Origin of the sequence: Limibacterium fermenti, assembly GCF_041902845.1 — a bacterium.
GTDB lineage: Bacteria > Bacteroidota > Bacteroidia > Bacteroidales > Dysgonomonadaceae > Limibacterium > Limibacterium fermenti.
The window spans coordinates 3,366,457-3,387,034 of sequence record NZ_CP159486.1 but is presented as its reverse complement, the minus strand read 5'-3'; the positions used below and the strand labels follow the sequence as shown (position 1 = coordinate 3,387,034).

Here is a 20,578-nt window from a genome sequence, read left to right as displayed (position 1 = left end):
TGAAAAATGTTCTATACAATAAACAGATTAATATATTATTTTATTAGCTATGGCAAATTCTAAGATTACGCAATTGTTGGGAGATAAAAGTGAATATCTCCTGAATCATGTAAGTAAAACGATTGATAAATCATTGATCCATGCTACCGGCCCTGATGTTGTCGATAACCTCTGGATTGATTCCGATCGAAATATTCCTACGTTGAATAACTTGCAACGTTTGTTCGGACACGGACGCTTGGCCGATACCGGTTATTTGTCCATTCTTCCCGTTGATCAGGGTATCGAACATACTGCCGGGGCTTCTTTTGCTCCCAATCCGTTGTATTTCGATCCTGAAAATATTGTAAAGTTGGCTCTCGAGGCAGATTGCAATGCAGTGGCCTCTACTTATGGCGTTTTGGCTTCGGTGGCGCGTAAATATGCGCACAAGATTCCGTTCATCGTTAAAATCAATCACAACGAACTCCTCACGTATCCCAATTCGTATAATCAGATTCTTTTCGGAACGATTGAAGAAGCTTGGAACATGGGTGCTGCGGCTGTGGGGGCGACGATTTATTTCGGTTCCGAAGAAAGCCGCCGTCAAATTGTGGAAGTCGCCGAAGCGTTTGAATATGCGCATGAATTAGGAATGGCTACCGTCTTGTGGTGTTATCTGCGCAACAATGGGTTCAAAAAAGACGGCGTCGATTATCATAGTGCGGCAGACCTTACGGGGCAGGCAAACCATATCGGCGTAACCATCAAGGCCGATATCGTAAAGCAGAAATTGCCCACCAACAACGGCGGTTTTACGGCGATTAAATTTGCCAAAAGCAATCCCGCTATGTATGATAAGCTTTCTTCCGACCATCCGATCGATCTGTGCCGTTATCAGGTGGCGAACGGATATATGGGGCGTGTGGGATTGATTAATTCCGGAGGCGAATCGCATGGAGCAAGCGACTTGGCCGATGCCGTGTACACTGCGGTGGTGAATAAACGTGCCGGGGGTATCGGTTTGATTTGCGGACGTAAAGCGTTCCAAAAACCGATGAATGAAGGAGTGAAATTAATCCACTCTATTCAGGATGTGTATTTGGACAAAGAGATTACCTTGGCGTAGAACCAAGATTTTTAAGTAGGTATTATTAAATGAAGAAGGCCGGTTGAGAAATCGGCCTTCGTATATTTTCAACAAAATCGTATAAAAGAACTATCTTTGTCGAATTTGTAATGCACTCATGGAATCATTCAACTTTCATTTTCCGTATGACAAAGAGCAATTTATTCGTCAGCAAATTGTTTTATGGAAACTCCAATCGAGACAAGGCAGTCGCAAGCAACGGGTAAATTTTTTTATCGCTGCGGCGGCTTTCTTGGCGCTGGGCATCCTTGCCGGTAGCGACGATGGCTCGCCCAATCCGTTTATATTGGTCGGCATTCTTTTTATGTTATATGCTGTTTTTAGCGCACTGATATATGGGGCCGCTAAAAGGAGATACATTCGCAAAACCCATGAAGTAGCCGACAAGTACGAAGCGATGGATATGGATTGTACGTATGAGTTTTCGGAAGAGTTCCTGAAATATACCGATAAAGAAAAGGCCGTGCAATTCCGATGGTCCATGTTTACCTATTATACTATTTATGATGGCTATCTCCTCTTGTTGATAAACGATTCTTTTATCAATGCTTTTGTTCTTAAGAAAGAAGAACTGCCGTCGGGACAATATGAGAACCTCGTTACATGGCTAAAATCAAAATTGAATTATAAAGAGATTTCTTCACTCAAAAGATGATTCTCTTGAGCCGGTATTAAAAAAACAGAGGCGTTTTCTTTTTTGGCAAGCTATTTGTAGGACTTATGCGTAGGGTGCAAAGCGATGCTTCCTTTTTATAAAGCGATCAATTAGTAATCAGTTACAAAATAATAAAACAGAATGGAGCAACAGAAAAAAAACGATACGGATATTCAGAACGATGAGACGAAGCCCGGCACTGAGGGCGGAGACGATCGTCATATAGCCGACCAAGAAGGCGAAAACGACAATTTGGCAGACGGTGAATGGTCTTCCGATCAGGAACAAAATGAATGGCAAGAGAAATATGCTGATTTAAACGATAGTTATCTTCGTCTGCATGCCGATTTTGACAATTATCGGAAACGGACCACCAAAGAAAAAATCGATATCATCAAAAGCGGGGGAGAAAAAGTGCTCGCCGACATTATTCCTCTGATCGATGATTTCGAACGTGCGTTGGAATCGCTTCACAAAGCCGAGGAAAAAGACGCTTTATTGGATGGGTTGGATTTGATTTATTCCAAATTCGTCAAATTCCTTCAACAGCATGGCGTGGAAGAAATCGAGGCGGTCGGGCTGCCTTTCGATCCCGATCGGTACGAAGCGGTTACGACTATTCCCGTGGAGGATAAAACGAAAAAAGGAATAGTGGTGGATTGCATTCAAAAGGGATATCAATTGAATGACAAAATTATTCGTTATCCCAAAGTAATTGTAGGCGACTAAAATGGCGGAAAAAAGAGATTATTACGAAATACTGGAGGTCGGCAAGACGGCAACGGTCGAAGAAATTAAAAAAGCGTATCGGAAAAAAGCCATTCAATATCATCCGGATAAAAACCCCGGCGATAAGGAAGCCGAAGAAAAATTTAAAGAGGCTGCCGAAGCGTACGAGGTTTTAAGCGATGCGAATAAACGGGCGCGCTACGATCAGTTCGGGCATGCCGGTGTCGGAGGCGCTGCGGGCGGCGGCTTTGGCGGCGGAGGGATGTCGATGGAAGACATCTTTTCTCAATTCGGAGACATCTTCGGCAGTTTCGGCGGTTTTGGCGGCTTCGGCGGTTCCTCATGGGGCGGAAGCTCCCGTCGTACCAACCGCGGGTCGGATCTTCGCGTAAAAGTAAAACTGAATCTGAAAGAAATACTGAATGGTGTCGAGAAAAAGATAAAAGTAAAAAAATACGTTGCGTGCTCGCATTGTAACGGGAATGGCTCCGAAAACGGAAATTCTTATTCTACGTGTCACACTTGTCATGGTTCGGGTGTCGTTACGAAGGTGACGAATACGATTATCGGTCAAATGCAAACGACGACCACGTGTCCGACCTGCAATGGCGAAGGCAAAATCATTACGAAAAAATGTACGTTTTGTGCCGGCGAAGGTATTCTGCGGGATGAGGAGGTCATACCGATTAAGATTCCTGCGGGTGTTGCCGAAGGAATGCAGTTATCGTTACAGGGAAAAGGAAATGCCGCACGGCGTGGAGGCGTGAATGGCGATCTCTTGATTGTGATTGAAGAGGAGGAGGATCCGGACTTGATTCGCGATGAGAATGATGTGATTTATAATCTTTTCCTGAGTTTTCCCGCGGCCGCTTTAGGCGGAACGGTGGAGGTACCGACCATTGACGGGGTGGCGAAAGTGAAAATCGAGCCCGGAACCCAACCGGGCAAGGTGCTTCGTTTGCGCAATAAGGGATTGCCTTCGGTGAACGGTTTCGGCAGAGGGGACGAGTTGGTCAATGTCAATGTATACGTGCCGGAGGAATTAAGCGACAAAGAACGCAAACTTATGGAGGAGATGGATAAATCTCCCAATTTTGCGCCCTCTAAAACAGCGAAGAAAAGCGTGTTTAATAAATTCAAGAAGATGTTTGATTAATATTACCTCGAGGGCGTCGCTTCGGGCGATGCCCTCGGGTAAGTTTCGTTAGTCATTGAACAGCCGGCTTCTTGCCACCATGCATGCTCCGATGATACCTGCCCGGTTCTTCAATTTCGAGAGCACGATATGAGAGTCTTTATTCACCAGGCTCAAAGAATACTTTCGCACCGCGCTTCGTATCGGAAGTAAAATAAATCCGTCCGTTTCGGCTACTTGTCCTCCGATAACGAGCAATTCAGGATTAAAGATGTTAATCAGTCCCGCGATATACTTTCCCAGTTTATACCCCACTTCTTCAAGGATTTCAATGCACATGGTATCCTCCATGTTCGTTGCCCGAATGATATCCGTCAACGTGATATCTTGGACGTTTTTCACATGTTCCGTAAGGATGGTGCTTTCCCCTCTGGCGATTCGTTCGAGCACCATGCGGTGAATGGCGAGTCCGGAGGCTTCGGTTTCAAGACATCCTTTTTTTCCGCAGTGGCAAATAATCTCGTTGTCGAATGCCGGAAAATGGCCGAACTCACCCGAAAACCCCGACTTTCCGTAATAGAGTTTTCCGTCGATGATAATTCCGATACCCAATCCCCAGCTTATATTGACAAAAATGACATTCTTTTCGCCTTCGATTGCGCCTTTCATATACTCCCCGTACGCCATGGCGCGCGTATCATTATCGATGCCGACCTTGTATTGTAACCGTTTAGATAGAATTTCCGTAATCGGCTGTTCGCTAAAGTAGAAGCTGCTGTAACTATGTCCCGATTCGGGGTTGACACGCCCGGATATGTTCAGATTGATGTTGTAGATTTTATCTTTTAACTTTCCTGTTCGGTCAATGAACTTTTGGATGTGATGGCATAATGCGTCAAAGGACTCAGTCGTATTTTCACAAATATAATGAACCCCTATTTGCTGGTCTACAATATTGCCTTTAAAATCCATTAAGGCCATGCTCAGGTGATGCCTTGTCATGTCGACTCCTACAAAATAAATAGAGGAGGGGTTTAAGCCGTATACACTCGGGTGCCTGCCACCTGCCGTTTGGACTTTTCCAAACTCCGAAATGTAGCCGTCTTCTGTGAGTTCCCCGATGAATTTTGTGACGGTCGGTACGCTAAGATCCAGTTCTTTTGATAATTCGGCAATCGTATCATTACCCGTTGTGATAAAATGATTGATTATATCCTTCTTTATTTGGATATTCTTCGGACTTTTATCTTTCGATGAAAAAAAATTCTTTACCATAACAGTATTTTGTCGTAGAATATAAATCGTTTTATGAATAGCGGTTTTCTGCCTGTTTTATCGGCAGACATTCCTGTTGCTTCGTTAATGATAGGAAAGATAGCTGTTTGCTAAAAAACATTCCTCTGATTACAGGCATATTGTGTCGTGATCGTCTCTTTTCTTTAAATAAGTGTGAAGAGATAAATAAATCTACTATGCATGTCGTGCAAAAATAGTAAACTTTTTTAATATAATAGTCTTCCCTCTTCTATATATTGATAGAACCGGCTCTTTTTTCCTTATCGAATCTCTTCGTCATCCATCGTATACATCCTCCTTTTATCAGGAGATGGCGGATCAAGACCGCAATGACACATTCCTCACGGGCTATTTGAGCCAAATAAGAGGAAGAAGAATACAAAAAAGAAACTTTTTGAAGGCGAAGAATACTTTCATTTCCGCCTTTCGTAAGAAATTTAAACAGTTTCTAAGTTTTATTTGCGGAATTATTTCTTTAAATAGGAGAAAAACATGTACTTTTGAAGTTCTAAAACGTAGGTACTACTATAACTATAAATAATTTGATTATGAACTTTTTAACGAACGAGAAATTAACTATTGTAGGAGCAGCCGGTATGATTGGTTCCAATATGGCCCAAACCGCTGCCATGATGCATTTAACGTCCGACATTTGTCTTTACGATCCTTTTGCCAAAGGCTTAGAGGGCGTGTATGAAGAGATGCGTCATTGTGGATTCGATGGTATCAACTTTTCTTTCACAACCGACATCAAAGAAGCTTTTACCGATACCAAGTATATGATTTCTTCGGGTGGGGCGCCCCGCAAAGAGGGTATGACGCGCGAAGATCTTTTGAAAGGAAATGCAGAAATTGCCGCCCAATTAGGAAAAGATATCAAAGCGTATTGCCCTGATCTCAAACATCTGACCATCATTTTCAATCCGGCGGATATTACCGGATTGGTAGCTTTGATTCATTCCGGACTGAAACCTACTCAGGTGACTACTTTAGCCGGTCTCGACAGTACTCGCTTGCAAAGCGAATTGGCAAAACATTTCGGTTTGAAACAAAGCGAAGTGACCAATACCCGTACGTACGGAGGACACGGTGAACAAATGGCTGTATTTGCTTCTACGGCAAAAGTTAACGGACAACCGCTCCTCGATTTGATCGGCACCTCTAAATTGACCGACGAAGATTGGGCCGAGCTCAAACAACGCGTTACCAAGGGGGGCGCAAATATTATCAAATTGCGTGGACGCTCTTCTTTCCAAAGCCCTGCTTATGTATCGGTCGAAATGATCCGTGCGGCAATGGGCGGTGACGCTTTCCGTTGGCCGGCCGGTTGTTATGTACACAGCCAGGGATTCGACCACATCATGATGGCGATGGAAACGTCGATAACGAAAAAAGGCGTGGCTTATGCCGAAGTAAAGGGAACGGATAGTGAAATAGCTGAATTAAAAGAAAGTTACGCTCACTTATGCGACCTTCGTGATCAAGTGATTGCCATGGGGGTTATTCCTGCAATCAGTCAATGGAGTTCTATTAATCCTAATTTATAAGATTATAGGTATCGATAAGAAGGACTTCCGGGAAAACTCCGGAAGTCCTTCTTTTTACAAAAAATAGCGATAATCGAATAAATCAACAGATATCAATCGATTATCAAATGATATATCATCGATAATCCGGGGAAAAACATATCAATGTGTAAGATTTTAGGAATAAATATGGCGAAATATTTTGTCGTTCCGTATTTTTGCTTTTACTTTGCAACAATTAAATAAAACGATAGTGTTTTCAGTTATTATATGAACCATCCTATTATTCATATTCTAGTCATTTCTATTCTACTTCTGGATAACTTCAGCGGGTGAGGATGGCATGTAGTTGATGAATTTGAACAATAAACGAAAAGATGACCTTTCTCACAGTGTGGGAAAGGTTTTTTAGTATAAATATAAATGATTTGAAAGATAATGGAACGAATTTATGTTTTTGACACCACGTTACGAGACGGAGAACAGGTTCCGGGTTGTCAATTAAATACAATCGAAAAGATTCAAGTGGCGAAAGCGCTTGAGTTATTAGGTGTGGATGTGATTGAAGCCGGGTTTCCGGTATCGAGTCCCGGAGATTTTAATTCGGTCGTCGAAATATCGAAAGCGGTCACTTGGCCTGTTATTTGTGCCTTGACCCGTGCGGTGGAAAAAGATATCGAAGTGGCTGCCGAGGCGTTGAAATATGCCAAGCGTAAACGTATCCATACCGGCATCGGGACTTCCGATGCTCATATCAAGTATAAATTCAATTCCAATCGCGAAGAAATCATTGAACGAGCCGTCAAAGCCACGCGCTTTGCCCGTCGCTTTGTGGACGATGTGGAATTTTATGCCGAAGATGCCGGACGAACCGACAACGAGTATTTGGCCCGTGTCGTACAAGCGGTGGTCGATGCCGGCGCAACGGTGGTGAATATCCCCGACACGACGGGATATTGCTTTCCGGATGAATATGGTGCGAAAATAAAATATTTAATCGACCATGTAGACATGAAAAGCGCCATCCTGTCTACCCATTGTCATCAGGATCTGGGAATGGCTACGGCTAATACCTTATCGGGGGTGATCAACGGTGCCCGCCAGGTGGAAGTTACCATAAACGGTATCGGCGAGCGGGCCGGAAACACTTCGCTGGAAGAAGTGGCGATGGCGTTGAAAAGTCATAAGGAAAGGGGTTTTGACACCAATATCAATACGCAGAAAATATATGATACCAGCCGCTTGGTGTCGGCGTTGATGAATATGCCGGTGCAGCCCAACAAAGCCATTGTGGGACGGAATGCCTTCGCCCATTCATCGGGCATTCATCAGGATGGTGTATTGAAGAATGTCGCGACATACGAAATCATCAATCCCAAAGATGTCGGCATCGATGACAATGCTATTGTCTTAACGGCTCGAAGCGGGCGGGCAGCCCTTAAAAACCGACTGACATTGTTAGGGGTGCAGTTGGAAAATGACAAATTGGATGAAGTTTATCCGAAGTTTCTTGATCTGGCTGATCGGAAAAAAGATATCAATGACGATGATATCCTTATTTTAGTAGGCCGGGGAGCTCATTTGCACCGTATCAAGATCGATTATTTGCAGGTATCGTGTGGAGTGGGATTGCGCCCCGTGGCAAGCCTCGGGCTCGATATTGCCGGCGAACATTTCGAAGCGGCTGCGACGGGTAACGGCCCTGTCGATGCGGCTATCAAAGCAGTAAAGAAAATCATTAATCGGGAAACCGTCATTCAGGAGTTTCTTATCCAGGCGATCAATCGCGGAAGCGATGATGTGGGAAAAGTACATATGCAGGTGGAACATAACGGAATGATTTATTATGGCTTTTCGGCGAACACCGATATCGTAGCCGCTTCCGTAGAGGCATTTATCGATGCGGTCAATAAATTTGTATAGCTTTACCGGGGTGCCGCTCCGGGCGACATCGTCGGTAGAATAAATTATAAAATTATAGATGAAAACATTATTCGACAAAATTTGGGATGCACACGTCGTAGCGACAGTGAAAGACGGCCCCACACAATTGTATATCGACAGGCATTTATGTCATGAGGTTACCAGTCCCCAGGCGTTTGCGGGATTGAGAAAAAGAGGATTGCAGGTCTTCCGCCCCCAACAAACCACGTTGACGGCCGACCATAATATTCCTACGATGGGGCAGGACCGGCCTATTCGAGACGAGATATCGCGCTTTCAGGTAGACACCTTAGCTCGGAACGCCCGTGATTTCGGACTGACTTATTATGGCTTGGGAAATCCGAAGAACGGAATTGTGCACGTGGTCGGCCCCGAAAACGGATATACCCAACCCGGAATGACCATCGTCTGCGGCGACAGCCATACTTCCACGCACGGTGCATTCGGCGCCATCGCTTTCGGTATAGGAACGAGCGAAGTGGAAATGGTATTGGCTTCGCAATGTATTTTGCAGACGCGTCCGAAAACCATGCGGATCCATTTTGAAGGAAAACTCAACGACGGCGTTTTTGCGAAAGATGTCGCTTTGTATACGATTTCTCAGTTGACTACCGGCGGGGCTACGGGTTATTTTGTAGAGTACACCGGAGAAGCGATACGGGCGCTTTCGATGGAGGCCCGCATGACGTTGTGTAACTTAAGCATCGAAATGGGCGCCCGGGGTGGATTGATTGCTCCCGATGAAACGACGTTCGCGTATTTAAAAGGACGGGAGTTCGCCCCGAAAGGCGATCGTTGGGAAAAGGCGTTGGCTTATTGGAAGACGTTGAAGACCGACGAGGGTGCAACCTTTGATAAGGAGATCATTTTCGATGCTTCCTCTATTAAGCCGATGATTACGTATGGAACCAACCCGGGAATGGGAATACCTATCGACGGCTCTATCCCGGAATTGGAGGATGTCGATGATGCGGGTAAAATATCGTTCGAAAAGTCACTGAACTATATGGGTTTCAAACCCGGTGAGAAACTCGAAGGAAAACCGATCGATTATATTTTTCTGGGAAGTTGCACGAACGGGCGTATCGAGGATTTTCGTCTGTTCGCCGAATATGTAAAAGGCAAGAAGAAGGCCGATCATGTTACCGCCTGGCTCGTGCCCGGCAGTTGGCAGGTACGGAAACAGATTGAAGAAGAAGGATTGGATAAGATCTTGCAGGAGGCGGGTTTTGAGTTGCGTCAACCGGGATGCTCGGCTTGTCTGGCGATGAACGATGATAAAATTCCCGCCGGTAAGTATGCGGTTTCTACGTCCAATCGGAATTTTCAAGGCCGGCAAGGACCCGGTGCACGCACTATTCTGGCCGGCCCTTTGGTTGCGGCTGCTGCTGCCGTCGCCGGTAAAATTTCACAGCCGGAGATTCAATTAGCAAATTAGCAGATTAGCAGATTAGCAGATTAGCAGATTAGCAAATTAGCAGATGAGTAGATTAGCAAATTAGCAAATGAGTAAATGGATGAGAAAATGGATAAAAGTGGAAATGTTATAGTTGATTTATCTTTTAAATTCGCTTTGGATGCGATTGATTTTGCCGAAATGCTTGAACAGGAACGAAAATTCGTAATAGGACGGCAATTTTTAAAGAGCGCGACGTCTATCGGGGCAAATGTGAGGGAAGCGCAAAATGCGGAAAGCAAAACGGATTTTATTCATAAAATAAAGATAGCGGCGAAAGAAGCGGACGAGACGGAATATTGGCTATTATTATGTAAGTCTTCGGCGTCTTATCCTTGTAAAGCCGAATTATTAGACGAGGTAAATGTCATCCAAAAAATATTGAATAAAATTATCGGAACATCAAAATCCCAAACTCCCTAATTCGCTCATCTGCTCATTTGCTCATCTGCTCATTTGCTAATTAGCTAATTAGCTAATTTACACATTAAATTTTTAGATAATAATGGAAAAATTTCAAACCCTAACATCCACGTATGTCCCCCTTCCGATAGAGAATGTGGACACCGACCAAATTATTCCCGCCCGCTTCCTGAAAGCGACCACCCGTGAAGGATTCGGAGATAATCTATTCGCCGATTGGCGCTATGAGAAGTCCGGCGAGCCGAAGGCCGATTTTGTACTCAACGACCCTACCTATTCGGGCGAGATATTGGTGGCGGGCAAGAACTTCGGCAGCGGGTCGAGCCGCGAACATGCCGCCTGGGCGATCGCCGGATACGGATTTAAAGTCGTCGTGTCGAGTTTCTTTGCCGATATCTTCCGCAACAATGCCCTTAATAACGGGTTGCTGCCGATTGTCGTCAGCGAGGCTTTCCTGACGGCACTCTTTAACAGCGTGCAGGCAAATCCGAAAGCGACGTTGACGGTCAATCTCGAAGAGCAAACGATCCGCAACAATGAAAACGGGAAAACGGAATCTTTCGAAATCAATCCCTATAAAAAGGAATGTCTGCTGAAAGGATTGGACGATATCGATTTTCTGCTTTCCAACAAAGATAAAATCATCGCATACGAGCAAAACCGCGCTTTTGTGTATTGATAAAAGGATTGTTACACGGAGAAACAGAGGCGGCACGGAGTCCTCTGCGTTCTCAGTAAAACTTCCGTGTAACTCGGTGTCATTTTCATTCCGAATTTTCGGAGTGGACGATTAATTTGTTTATTGAATAGTGGAAAAAAGAACGATTGAAATAATGGATACCACGCTTCGTGATGGCGAACAAACCTCCGGAGTGTCTTTTGCGGCGGAAGAAAAAGTCAGTGTGGCGAGGCTGTTGATTGAGGAGCTGCATGTCGATCGGGTGGAGATTGCTTCTGCCCGGGTGTCGGATGGCGAATTCAAGGCCGTACAAAAAGTTACGCAATGGGCGAAAAACAACAGCCATCTGGATAAGATCGAGGTGTTGGGGTTCGTGGATGGAACGGCATCTGTCGATTGGATCGAGCGATCGGGATGTCAAGTGATGAATCTGCTGTGTAAAGGATCGGAAAACCATTGCACCCATCAATTGCGGAAAACGGCTCAGGAGCATTTGCGCGATATCCGTTCGGTGATCGACGAAGCGAGAAGCCGGGGCATCAAGGTGAATATTTATCTGGAGGATTGGTCGAACGGGATGCGCCATTCGCAGGAGTATGTGTTCGAAATGATGGATTCTCTCTGTGAAATGCCCATCGAGCGATACATGCTGCCCGATACGCTGGGTATCTTGAATCCCGACGAAACGGAACTGTTCTGCCGGAAGATGACGGACCGGTACCCGTCGTTGCATTTCGACTTTCATGCCCATAACGATTATGATTTGGCGGTGGCGAATGTCTTCGAAGCCATTAAGGCCGGTGTTCACGGCGTTCACGTGACGGTCAACGGACTGGGGGAACGCGCCGGAAATGCTCCGCTGGCGAGTGTGATCGCGCTTATTCATGATCAATTGAAACTCTCCACTCATATCGACGAAAACAAACTTTACGGAGTCAGCAAGGTGGTCGAGAGTTATTCGGGCATCCGCATTCCGGACAATAAACCGCTTATCGGCGATAATGTCTTTACACAAGTTGCCGGTATCCATGCCGACGGCGATAAAAAGAAGAATCTTTACTTTAATGATTTATTGCCGGAACGCTTCGGCCGCCTGCGTCAATATGCGTTGGGAAAGAATGCCGGGAAGGCCAGCATCCTGAAGAATCTGGAATCATTGGGCATCGAGCTGGATGATGAAACGGCGAAGAAAGTCACCCAACGCATCATCGAGTTGGGGGATAAAAAAGAAGTCGTCAATCCCGAAGAGCTGCCCTATATCGTTTCGGACATCCTGAAGAATGGCGTGGACCATCAAGATATCCGGATGCTCAATTATTCGTTGATGCTGACCGACGGGCTGCGTCCGACCGCTACCGTAAAGATATCCATCAAAGGGGAAGTTTATCAACAAACCGCCGCCGGCGAAGGGCAATATCATGCCTTTTCGAAAGCGATGTATAAAATATACCGTTCGCTGCACAAACCCATTCCCGAATTGCTCGATTATGTGGTGGTGATTCCTCCCGGAGGAAAAACCAATGCCTACGTGCAGACGATCATCACCTGGCGATTCGAAGGAAAGACGTTTAAGACAAGAGGATTGGATGTCGATCAGACCGCAGCCGCCATTCAGGCGACAATGAAAATGCTGAACATGATTGAAAGCGGGAATATCCCCACCTTTCATAAACATGTACAATTACCGTAAGGCTACTCGGAGGCTATATCAAGAATTGTTATTAAAAGAATGACAGGAACGGATTATAACTTAGAGTTCGGCCTCGGGCATACAGAACGACTTTATAAGAACAAAATAAAAAAATGAAACTGAACATTGCAGTATTACCGGGCGACGGGATCGGCCCGGAAATCATGAAACAAGCGTTGAATGTAACGCAAACCGTAAGTGATAAATTCCATCATGAGTTATCGTATCAGGAAGCGGTTGTAGGAGCTGTCGCTATTGATGAGACGGGCGACCCGTATCCGGCGGCTACGCATGCGCTTTGCCTAAAATCGGACGCCGTGCTTTTCGGCGCCATCGGCTCGCCGAAATACGATAACGATCCGAACGCGAAAGTGCGTCCCGAACAAGGATTGCTGAAGATGCGCAAGAGTCTCGGGCTGTTTGCCAATATCCGCCCCGTGAATACGTTTCCGTCGCTGATACACCAATCGCCGCTTCGTGCCGAACTGGTGGAAGGGGTCGATTTGATGTGCATCCGCGAACTGACCGGCGGGATGTATTTCGGTCGCCCGCAAGGCCGTAGCGAGGACGGTAATACGGCCTACGACACGTGCATCTATACCCGCGAGGAGATAGAACGTATCCTGCACTTGGCCTATAAATTCGCCCGGCAAAGGCGCAAGAAAGTCACGGTCGTCGACAAGGCGAATGTGATTGCCACCTCGCGTTTGTGGCGGCAAATTGCGCAGGAAATCGCCCCGCAATACCCCGACGTGGAGACCGACTATCTGTTCGTCGATAATGCCGCGATGCGTCTTATTCAGTGGCCGCGCAGTTTCGATGTGCTGGTCACGGAAAATCTTTTCGGCGACATTCTGACCGACGAAGCTTCGGTGATTACCGGATCGCTCGGCATGTTGCCGTCGGCTTCCATCGGCCTGCATACGTCGCTCTTCGAGCCGATACACGGGTCGTATCCGCAAGCGGCGGGGAAAGATATCGCCAATCCGCTGGCGATGATTCTTTCGGTTGCCCTGATGTTCGAATATGCTTTCGAGTTGAAAGATGAGGGCGCCCTGATTCGCGAAGCGGTCAACGCCAGTATGGAAGCCGGTATTGTGACGGAAGATATTGCCGAAGGCGGAAAAGCGTATAAGCTCTCGGAAGTGGGGGCGTGGATCGTGGAATATATACGGAATAAATAGACAAGGGGAGACAATTGGCAAATTAGCAAATTAGAGAATTAGCAAATTAGCAAATTAGCAAATTAGTGAATGAGCGAATGAGTGAATGAAGACAAAGGTCAAAGCGATCGTCATTCCGGATCAAGTGCGGAATGGCGGACTGCCGGCGACCGGCGACTAAAGACTAAAAATTAAAAACGGGAGATGAAATATACATTAAATAGCCAGACAAGTACGGCGGGGCGGCGCATGGCGGGGGCGCGTGCGCTTTGGCGGGCGAATGGAATGACGGAAGAGCAGATGGGGAAACCGATCATTGCGGTGGTCAATTCCTTCACGCAATTCGTTCCGGGACATACGCATTTGCATGCGATCGGGCAGCTCGTGAAAGCCGAAATAGAGAAACTCGGTTGTTTTGCCGCCGAATTCAATACCATTGCGGTAGACGACGGCATTGCGATGGGGCATGACGGCATGCTGTATTCGCTTCCCTCGCGCGACCTTATCGCCGACTCGGTGGAATATATGGTGAATGCGCATAAAGTGGATGCGATGATCTGCATCAGCAATTGTGACAAGATAACCCCCGGAATGCTGATGGCGGCCATGCGGCTCAACATTCCTTCGATCTTCGTTTCGGGAGGGCCGATGGAAGCCGGGAAAATAGGAGACGAGCAAATCGATTTGATCGATGCAATGATCGAATCGGCCGACAATACCATATCCGACCAACGGGTAACGGACTTGGAAAGGCTGGCTTGCCCTACCTGCGGATCGTGCTCGGGCATGTTTACCGCCAACTCGATGAACTGCCTGAATGAGGCGATCGGATTGGCTTTGCCCGGCAACGGAACGATTGTCGCCACCCATGCCAACCGCATCGAACTCTTTAAAAAGGCCGCGAAACAAATCGTGGAAAATGCCTACCGGTATTATTCCGAAGGCGATAAAAGCGTGTTGCCCCGAAGCATCGCCACCCGCGAGGCTTTCCTCAACGCCATGACGCTCGATATCGCCATGGGCGGCTCGACAAACACCATTCTGCATTTGCTGGCTGTCGCCAACGAAGCCGGCGTGGATTTCACGATGGATGATATCGATCGTCTGTCGCGGCGGGTTCCCTGCATTTGCAAGGTGGCGCCGAACACTAAAAAGTATCATATTCAGGACGTCAACCGTGCGGGAGGAATCATGGGCATTATGGAGCAACTCGCCGAGGGGGGGCTTGTGGATACGTCCGTGCCTCGCGCCGACGGTTATACGCTGGCCGAAGCTATCGACAAGTACCGCATTACCGGCGCAACCGTCAGCGAAGAGGCGAAGGAGATTTATTCTTCCGCTCCCGGCAACCGCTATAATATCGTGATGGGTTCGCAGAACGCTGCTTACACGTCATTGGATGCCGATCGCGCCGGGGGATGCATCCGCGATATCGCCCATGCCTATACTCAGGACGGCGGACTGGCCATTCTGAAAGGCAACATCGCCGAAAACGGTTGCGTGGTGAAAACCGCCGGAGTCGATGAAAGTATCTGGAAGTTTTCGGGCAAGGCGAAGGTGTTTCATTCGCAAGACGATGCTTGTTCGGGTATCCTGAACGGCGACGTGGAGGCCGGCGATGTGGTGGTGATTCTCTATGAAGGTCCCAAAGGCGGGCCGGGCATGCAGGAAATGCTGTATCCCACTTCGTACATCAAGGCCAAGCATCTGGGCAAGGCGTGCGCACTCATTACCGACGGACGTTTCTCGGGGGGCACGTCGGGATTGTCTATCGGCCACATTTCGCCCGAGGCGGCTGCCGGAGGGGCTATCGGTCTGGTGAAGGACGGGGATCGTATTGAAATAGATATTCCTGCGCGCCGCATCCATTTACAGGTGACGGATAGTGAACTCGCGCTTCGTAGAAAACAGGAGGAGGCGCGGGGTAAGGCGGCTTTCACGCCCGTCCGCGACCGGAAAGTATCGAAAGCGCTCAAGGCATACGCGGCCTTAGTGAGCTCGGCTGATTTAGGGGCGGTACGATTGATTGATTAGCAAATGAGCAAATTAGCAAATTAGCGAATGAGCAAATGAGCAGATGGGACAATGTGTAAATGAGCAAATTAGCAAATGAGTAGATGAGCAAATGGGACGATTCGTAAATGAGCAAATGAGGCCAACGGCCGAAAGGCAGACGACCGGCGACCGCCGACCGAAGACCGGCGACTGGCGACTGGCGACTGGAGACCGACGACATTAGACATTAGACTTTTGACAACAACCATATAATATGAAAGAAGAATATTCAGAACAATCCACAATATCGGGGAGCGAGGCGTTGATCCGTTCGCTTCTTGCCGAAGAGGTAGAGACGATCTTCGGATATCCGGGCGGGGCGATTATGCCGGTCTTCGATGCTTTGTACGATCATCGGGACGAGATAAAGCATATTCTTGTCCGCCATGAACAGGCTGCCATTCATGCCGCGCAAGGGTATGCGCGTGTATCGAGGAAAACGGGAGTCGCGTTGGTTACTTCCGGGCCGGGAGCCACCAATGTCATTACGGGAGTGACGGATGCCATGATGGACAGTACGCCGCTCGTCGTTATTTCGGGACAAGTGGCGTCGGGCCTGCTCGGGTCGGATGCTTTTCAGGAAGCGGATGTTATCGGGCTGACCATGCCGGTTACCAAATGGGCGTATCAGATACGCCGGGTGGAAGATATTCCCTGGGCGGTATCGCGAGCCTTTTATATCGCCGCCAGCGGCCGTCCCGGTCCGGTGGTGCTCGATATTGCCAAAGACGCGCAACTGAACCGTCATCCTTTCTCGTATAAGAAAACCGATTTTCTCCGCAGCTATGATCCGTTTCCGGATGTGGAAGAGGATGATATCCGTGCCGCAGCAGCCCTTATCCGTTCCGCCAAGAAGCCGTTGGCATTGGTAGGGCAGGGGGTCATATTGGCAAACGCCGAAGAAGAACTCAAGGCGTTTCTCGAAAAAGCCGATATCCCTTTCGGATCGACTATTCTGGGGCTGTCGGCCATTGCTTCGTCGCATCCGCTCAATTGCGGTATGTTAGGCATGCACGGCAATCTGTCGCCCAATATCAAAACGAACGAATGCGATGTGCTCATCGCCATCGGAATGCGTTTTGACGACCGCGTCACCGGCAATTTGAATACATACGCCCGGCAGGCGAAAATCATTCATTTCGATATCGATGAAGCGGAACTGAATAAGAACGTGAAGGCGACCGTAAAAGTCTTGGGAAACGCCAAGCAGACCTTGCCGATGGTAACCGGACTGCTCGAGAAGCAATCGCACGCCGAATGGATTGAGGAATTCAAGCCCTACGAACAAAAAGAATTTGAGTGCGTTATCAAAGAGGAAATCCATCCCGGAGCGGGGCCGATAAAAATGGGGGAGGTGGTTCACAAAGTGACGGAAGCTACCGGAAACAAGGCGGTCTGCGCAACCGATGTCGGACAAAACCAAATGATGGGAACCCGCTACTTCAAGTTCACCCAAACGCGCAGCATGATTACTTCGGGAGGACTCGGAACGATGGGCTTCGGCCTGCCTGCCGGCATCGGCGCCAAAGTGGGTGCGCCCGGCCGGACGGTGTGCATATTCGTGGGCGACGGAGGCTTGCAGATGACCATGCAGGAGTTCGGCACCATTATGGAGTATGATATCGATGTGAAGATCATTCTTCTGAACAATAACTTCCTCGGCATGGTGCGTCAATGGCAGGAGTTGTTTTTCGACGAACGCTATTCCGAAACGCGCATGAAGAATCCCGATTTCATCAAGATTGCCGACGCTTACGGCATCAAAGGGCGCAAGGTGATCGATCGGGAAGAGCTCGACGGAGCCATCGAAGAAATGTTGGCTCACAAAGGCGCTTATCTGTTGGAAGTCGTGGTGGAAACCAAAGGAATGGTGTATCCCATGATTCCTGCCGGAGGATGCGTGAGTGATATCTTATTGGGAAACGGACATTCGCTTTATTAATTCAAAACGGAATATAAAATGGAAGATAAAACATTATATACGATTACGATATTCTCCGAAAATACGGTGGGCGTACTCAATCAGATTGCCACCATTTTTACACGGCGCCAGTTAAATATCGAGACGCTGTCGGTTTCTCCCTCGGCCATCAAAGGCATTCACAAGTTCACCATTACGTCGTATGCCGACTCCGACGAGACAATGAAGAAGTTGGTGAAGCAAATCGATAAACGGGTCGATATTCTGAAAGCTTATTTCAACACCAATGAGGATTTGGTGCATCAGGAAATAGCGCTCTATAAAATAGAGACGGCGAAACTGCTCGCTACCAGTCAGGTCGAAAAGCTCGTCCGGAAACATAATGCCCACATTCTGGATGTGAACGAGCATAGTACGGTGATTCAGAAAACCGGTCATTACAAAGATACGCAAGCGTTGTTCGACGAACTGGCGGAGAGTATCGGGGTGTTGCAATTTATCCGTTCGGGGCGCGTGGCGATCACGAAGTCCAAAGTGGAACGGTTGAGCGATATGCTGGCCAAACGCGAAGCTAAGGGGGAGAATGAGCAAATTAGCAGATTAGTAAATTAGCAAATTAGCAGATTAGCAAATGGAACAATTAGCAAATGAGTAAATGAGCAGATTAGCAAATGGGCAGATGGGACAATGAGTAAATGAGCAGATTAGCAAATGAGCAGATGGGAGAATGAGTAAATGAGTAGATTAGCAAATGAGGTCGACGGTCGAAAGACTGGAGACCGGAGACCGGAGACTGGCGACCGGAGACTGGAGACCGACGACCGGAGACCGGAGACCGGAGACATTAGAATAACACGATATGGTAAGTAACAAATAATAATCAATAAAAGAATTATGGCAAAATTGAATTTTGGCGGGGTGGTAGAAAATGTCGTTACCCGCGACGAATTTCCTTTGAGCAAGGCTCAGGAGGTATTGAAAAACGAAACGATTGCCGTCATCGGATATGGCGTGCAAGGCCCGGGACAATCGATGAACCTGCGTGACAACGGGTTTAAGGTGATTGTGGGTCAACGGAAGGATAGTAAAACATGGGACAAGGCCGTTGCCGACGGATGGGTGCCGGGCGAAACGCTTTTCGAAATCGAAGAGGCGTGTAAGCGCGGAACTATCATCGAGTATTTGCTGTCGGATGCGGCGCAAATCAAGCTGTGGCCTACGGTGAAAAAGCATCTGACGGCTGGCAAGGCGCTGTACTTTTCCCACGGTTTCGGCATCACGTATAAAGACCGTACGGGCATTATTCCTCCGGCCGATGTCGATGTGATTCTGGTCGCCCCGAAAGGTTCGGGTACCAGCCTGCGCACGATGTTCCTCGAAGGACGCGGGTTGAATTCGAGTTACGCGATTTTCCAGGATGCGACCGGCAAGGCCTACGACCGGGTGATTGCCTTAGGTATCGGCGTGGGGTCGGGCTATCTGTTCGAAACGACTTTCCAACGCGAAGTGTATTCCGATCTTACCGGCGAACGCGGAACGTTGATGGGCGCTATTCAGGGCTTGCTGTTGGCGCAATACGAAACGTTGCGTGAAAACGGGCATACGCCATCCGAAGCGTTCAACGAAACGGTGGAAGAACTGACTCAGTCGCTGATGCCGTTGTTTGCCGAAAAAGGGATGGATTGGATGTATGCCAACTGCTCTACGACCGCGCAACGCGGCGCTCTTGATTGGATGGGCCCGTTCCACGATGCGACCAAACCGGTGTTCCAAAAACTCTACAAAGAGGTAGCCAGCGGAAACGAAGCGCAACGTTCTATCGATTCCAATTCCCAACCCGACTATCGCGAGAAGCTCGAAGTCGAACTCAAAGCGCTTCGCGAAAGCGAAATGTGGCAGACCGGCGCGGTCGTACGCAAACTGCGTCCGGAAAACGGTTGATCGGATTCGAGCGGTCGGTTTCTTTACAAAGAGGGGATATCACAATTGCCGTGACCCCCAAAAGTCGGACAGATTAATAAATGATGTTTTCTGTATGAGAGCTCGGTATTGCACCGGGCTCTTTCCGTTTAGCTTATTTTCTATTTTGAGACGGCCTCTTTTTCTTTCCTACCGGAATAAGTCTGTTGACGGGTTTGAACAGAGCCTTCTTTCGATTGTTATGAAAAAGACCCAATTTCTCCCGGAGAATAGGTTCCAAAAGAATAATTTAAAAACAAACAGCAAATGAAAAGAGCATTATTGATCGTCGATGTGCAGAACGATTTCTGTCCCGGCGGCGCCTTGGCGGTAAAAGACGGCGATAAAGCGGTGGAGGTGATCAACCGGTTGATACCGCGGTTCGAGGTGGTGGTCGCCTCTAAAGATTGGCATCCGGCGCAGTCGGTGCATTTCGATAAATGGCCGGTGCATTGTGTGGCAGACATGGCCGGCGCCGATTTCCATCCGCTGCTGCAAACGGGGAATATCGGGCAGGTTTTCCGGAAAGGAACGGATAATAAAGACGACGGTTATTCGGCTTTTGAGGCCACGAACCTATCGTTAGCCGATTATCTGCGGGAACGCAAGGTGGAGGAGCTTTATGTGTGCGGGCTGGCGACCGATTATTGCGTGAAAGCATCGGCGCTCGATGCGCTGAGCCTCGGTTTTCGTACGGTCGTCATTACCGATGCCGTTGCGGCCGTCAATGCCCGTCCGGGCGATGATATCCGGGCATTGGAGGAAATGCGCAACCGGGGCGTCGCGCTCGTTTCCGCAGCGGAAATACCGGAATAATC

General features: G+C 47.9%; 17 protein-coding genes. 16 read left to right on the top strand and 1 reads right to left on the bottom strand.

Annotated elements, in window-relative coordinates; all coding sequences use genetic code 11:
- Positions 1-49: 49 nt before the first annotated feature.
- The 4 genes from ABNK31_RS14610 (at position 50) to dnaJ (ending at position 3,669) form a co-directional block, all read left to right on the top strand.
- Positions 50-1,108, top strand: a complete 1,059-nt coding sequence (locus ABNK31_RS14610; protein WP_418893196.1) for a class I fructose-bisphosphate aldolase — start codon at positions 50-52, stop codon at positions 1,106-1,108.
- A gap of 118 nt (positions 1,109-1,226) precedes the next feature.
- On the top strand, positions 1,227-1,784 hold the full coding sequence (locus ABNK31_RS14605; protein ID WP_418893195.1) for a hypothetical protein: 558 nt from the start codon (positions 1,227-1,229) through the stop codon (positions 1,782-1,784).
- A gap of 141 nt (positions 1,785-1,925) precedes the next feature.
- Positions 1,926-2,513: a nucleotide exchange factor GrpE gene (gene grpE, locus ABNK31_RS14600; protein ID WP_418893194.1), complete on the top strand. Its 588-nt coding sequence runs from the start codon at positions 1,926-1,928 to the stop codon at positions 2,511-2,513.
- A 1-nt stretch (position 2,514) separates the two neighbouring features.
- Complete coding sequence (gene dnaJ, locus ABNK31_RS14595) at positions 2,515-3,669, top strand: molecular chaperone DnaJ (protein ID WP_418893193.1); 1,155 nt, start codon at positions 2,515-2,517, stop codon at positions 3,667-3,669.
- 48 nt (positions 3,670-3,717) lie between these two features.
- On the opposite strand, the gene ABNK31_RS14590 is transcribed toward dnaJ, so the two are convergent.
- Positions 3,718-4,923: an ROK family transcriptional regulator gene (locus ABNK31_RS14590; RefSeq protein WP_418893192.1), complete on the bottom strand. Its 1,206-nt coding sequence runs from the start codon at positions 4,921-4,923 to the stop codon at positions 3,718-3,720.
- A gap of 569 nt (positions 4,924-5,492) precedes the next feature.
- On the opposite strand from ABNK31_RS14590, the gene ABNK31_RS14585 reads away from it, so the two are divergent.
- From ABNK31_RS14585 to ABNK31_RS14530, 12 genes are all read left to right on the top strand, one after another.
- Entirely contained in the window at positions 5,493-6,491 is a 999-nt protein-coding gene (locus ABNK31_RS14585; RefSeq protein ID WP_418893191.1) for a malate dehydrogenase, read from the top strand.
- A 417-nt stretch (positions 6,492-6,908) separates the two neighbouring features.
- Complete coding sequence (locus tag ABNK31_RS14580) at positions 6,909-8,393, top strand: 2-isopropylmalate synthase (protein ID WP_418893190.1); 1,485 nt, start codon at positions 6,909-6,911, stop codon at positions 8,391-8,393.
- 58 nt (positions 8,394-8,451) lie between these two features.
- Positions 8,452-9,852: a 3-isopropylmalate dehydratase large subunit gene (leuC, locus tag ABNK31_RS14575; protein ID WP_418893189.1), complete on the top strand. Its 1,401-nt coding sequence runs from the start codon at positions 8,452-8,454 to the stop codon at positions 9,850-9,852.
- A gap of 75 nt (positions 9,853-9,927) precedes the next feature.
- Positions 9,928-10,293 (top strand): four helix bundle protein, encoded by a 366-nt coding sequence (locus ABNK31_RS14570; RefSeq protein ID WP_418893188.1) that lies wholly within the window; start codon positions 9,928-9,930, stop codon positions 10,291-10,293.
- A gap of 82 nt (positions 10,294-10,375) precedes the next feature.
- On the top strand, positions 10,376-10,972 hold the full coding sequence (leuD, locus tag ABNK31_RS14565) for a 3-isopropylmalate dehydratase small subunit (protein WP_418893187.1): 597 nt from the start codon (positions 10,376-10,378) through the stop codon (positions 10,970-10,972).
- 154 nt (positions 10,973-11,126) lie between these two features.
- Entirely contained in the window at positions 11,127-12,662 is a 1,536-nt protein-coding gene (locus tag ABNK31_RS14560) for an alpha-isopropylmalate synthase regulatory domain-containing protein (protein ID WP_418895416.1), read from the top strand.
- 113 nt (positions 12,663-12,775) lie between these two features.
- Positions 12,776-13,846 (top strand): 3-isopropylmalate dehydrogenase, encoded by a 1,071-nt coding sequence (leuB, locus tag ABNK31_RS14555; protein WP_418893186.1) that lies wholly within the window; start codon positions 12,776-12,778, stop codon positions 13,844-13,846.
- A 183-nt stretch (positions 13,847-14,029) separates the two neighbouring features.
- Positions 14,030-15,859, top strand: a complete 1,830-nt coding sequence (gene ilvD, locus ABNK31_RS14550) for a dihydroxy-acid dehydratase (RefSeq protein WP_418893185.1) — start codon at positions 14,030-14,032, stop codon at positions 15,857-15,859.
- 235 nt (positions 15,860-16,094) lie between these two features.
- On the top strand, positions 16,095-17,822 hold the full coding sequence (gene ilvB / locus ABNK31_RS14545; protein ID WP_418893184.1) for a biosynthetic-type acetolactate synthase large subunit: 1,728 nt from the start codon (positions 16,095-16,097) through the stop codon (positions 17,820-17,822).
- Positions 17,823-17,840: 18 nt separating this feature from the next.
- Positions 17,841-18,413 (top strand): acetolactate synthase small subunit, encoded by a 573-nt coding sequence (gene ilvN / locus ABNK31_RS14540; RefSeq protein ID WP_418893183.1) that lies wholly within the window; start codon positions 17,841-17,843, stop codon positions 18,411-18,413.
- A gap of 282 nt (positions 18,414-18,695) precedes the next feature.
- The gene (gene ilvC, locus ABNK31_RS14535; RefSeq protein ID WP_418893182.1) at positions 18,696-19,742 is read left to right on the top strand and encodes a ketol-acid reductoisomerase; all 1,047 of its coding nucleotides are present in this window, start codon (positions 18,696-18,698) and stop codon (positions 19,740-19,742) included.
- Positions 19,743-20,027: 285 nt separating this feature from the next.
- On the top strand, positions 20,028-20,576 hold the full coding sequence (locus ABNK31_RS14530) for a nicotinamidase (protein ID WP_418893181.1): 549 nt from the start codon (positions 20,028-20,030) through the stop codon (positions 20,574-20,576).
- Positions 20,577-20,578 lie beyond the last annotated feature (2 nt).

Excerpts from the sequence above, each read along its gene's own strand:
- leuD (WP_418893187.1), top strand. The coding sequence starts at position 10,376 with ATGGAAAAATTTCAAACCCTAACATCCACGTATGTCCCCCTTCCGATA.
- ABNK31_RS14605 (WP_418893195.1), top strand. The coding sequence starts at position 1,227 with ATGGAATCATTCAACTTTCATTTTCCGTATGACAAAGAGCAATTTATT.
- ABNK31_RS14585 (WP_418893191.1), top strand. The coding sequence starts at position 5,493 with ATGAACTTTTTAACGAACGAGAAATTAACTATTGTAGGAGCAGCCGGT.
- ilvC (WP_418893182.1), top strand. The coding sequence starts at position 18,696 with ATGGCAAAATTGAATTTTGGCGGGGTGGTAGAAAATGTCGTTACCCGC.
- ABNK31_RS14560 (WP_418895416.1), top strand. The coding sequence starts at position 11,127 with ATGGATACCACGCTTCGTGATGGCGAACAAACCTCCGGAGTGTCTTTT.
- ABNK31_RS14530 (WP_418893181.1), top strand. The coding sequence starts at position 20,028 with ATGAAAAGAGCATTATTGATCGTCGATGTGCAGAACGATTTCTGTCCC.
- ABNK31_RS14610 (WP_418893196.1), top strand. The coding sequence starts at position 50 with ATGGCAAATTCTAAGATTACGCAATTGTTGGGAGATAAAAGTGAATAT.
- leuB (WP_418893186.1), top strand. The coding sequence starts at position 12,776 with ATGAAACTGAACATTGCAGTATTACCGGGCGACGGGATCGGCCCGGAA.
- leuC (WP_418893189.1), top strand. The coding sequence starts at position 8,452 with ATGAAAACATTATTCGACAAAATTTGGGATGCACACGTCGTAGCGACA.
- dnaJ (WP_418893193.1), top strand. The coding sequence starts at position 2,515 with ATGGCGGAAAAAAGAGATTATTACGAAATACTGGAGGTCGGCAAGACG.
- grpE (WP_418893194.1), top strand. The coding sequence starts at position 1,926 with ATGGAGCAACAGAAAAAAAACGATACGGATATTCAGAACGATGAGACG.
- ilvB (WP_418893184.1), top strand. The coding sequence starts at position 16,095 with ATGAAAGAAGAATATTCAGAACAATCCACAATATCGGGGAGCGAGGCG.
- ABNK31_RS14580 (WP_418893190.1), top strand. The coding sequence starts at position 6,909 with ATGGAACGAATTTATGTTTTTGACACCACGTTACGAGACGGAGAACAG.
- ilvD (WP_418893185.1), top strand. The coding sequence starts at position 14,030 with ATGAAATATACATTAAATAGCCAGACAAGTACGGCGGGGCGGCGCATG.
- ABNK31_RS14590 (WP_418893192.1), bottom strand. The coding sequence starts at position 4,923 with ATGGTAAAGAATTTTTTTTCATCGAAAGATAAAAGTCCGAAGAATATC.
- ABNK31_RS14570 (WP_418893188.1), top strand. The coding sequence starts at position 9,928 with ATGGATGAGAAAATGGATAAAAGTGGAAATGTTATAGTTGATTTATCT.
- ilvN (WP_418893183.1), top strand. The coding sequence starts at position 17,841 with ATGGAAGATAAAACATTATATACGATTACGATATTCTCCGAAAATACG.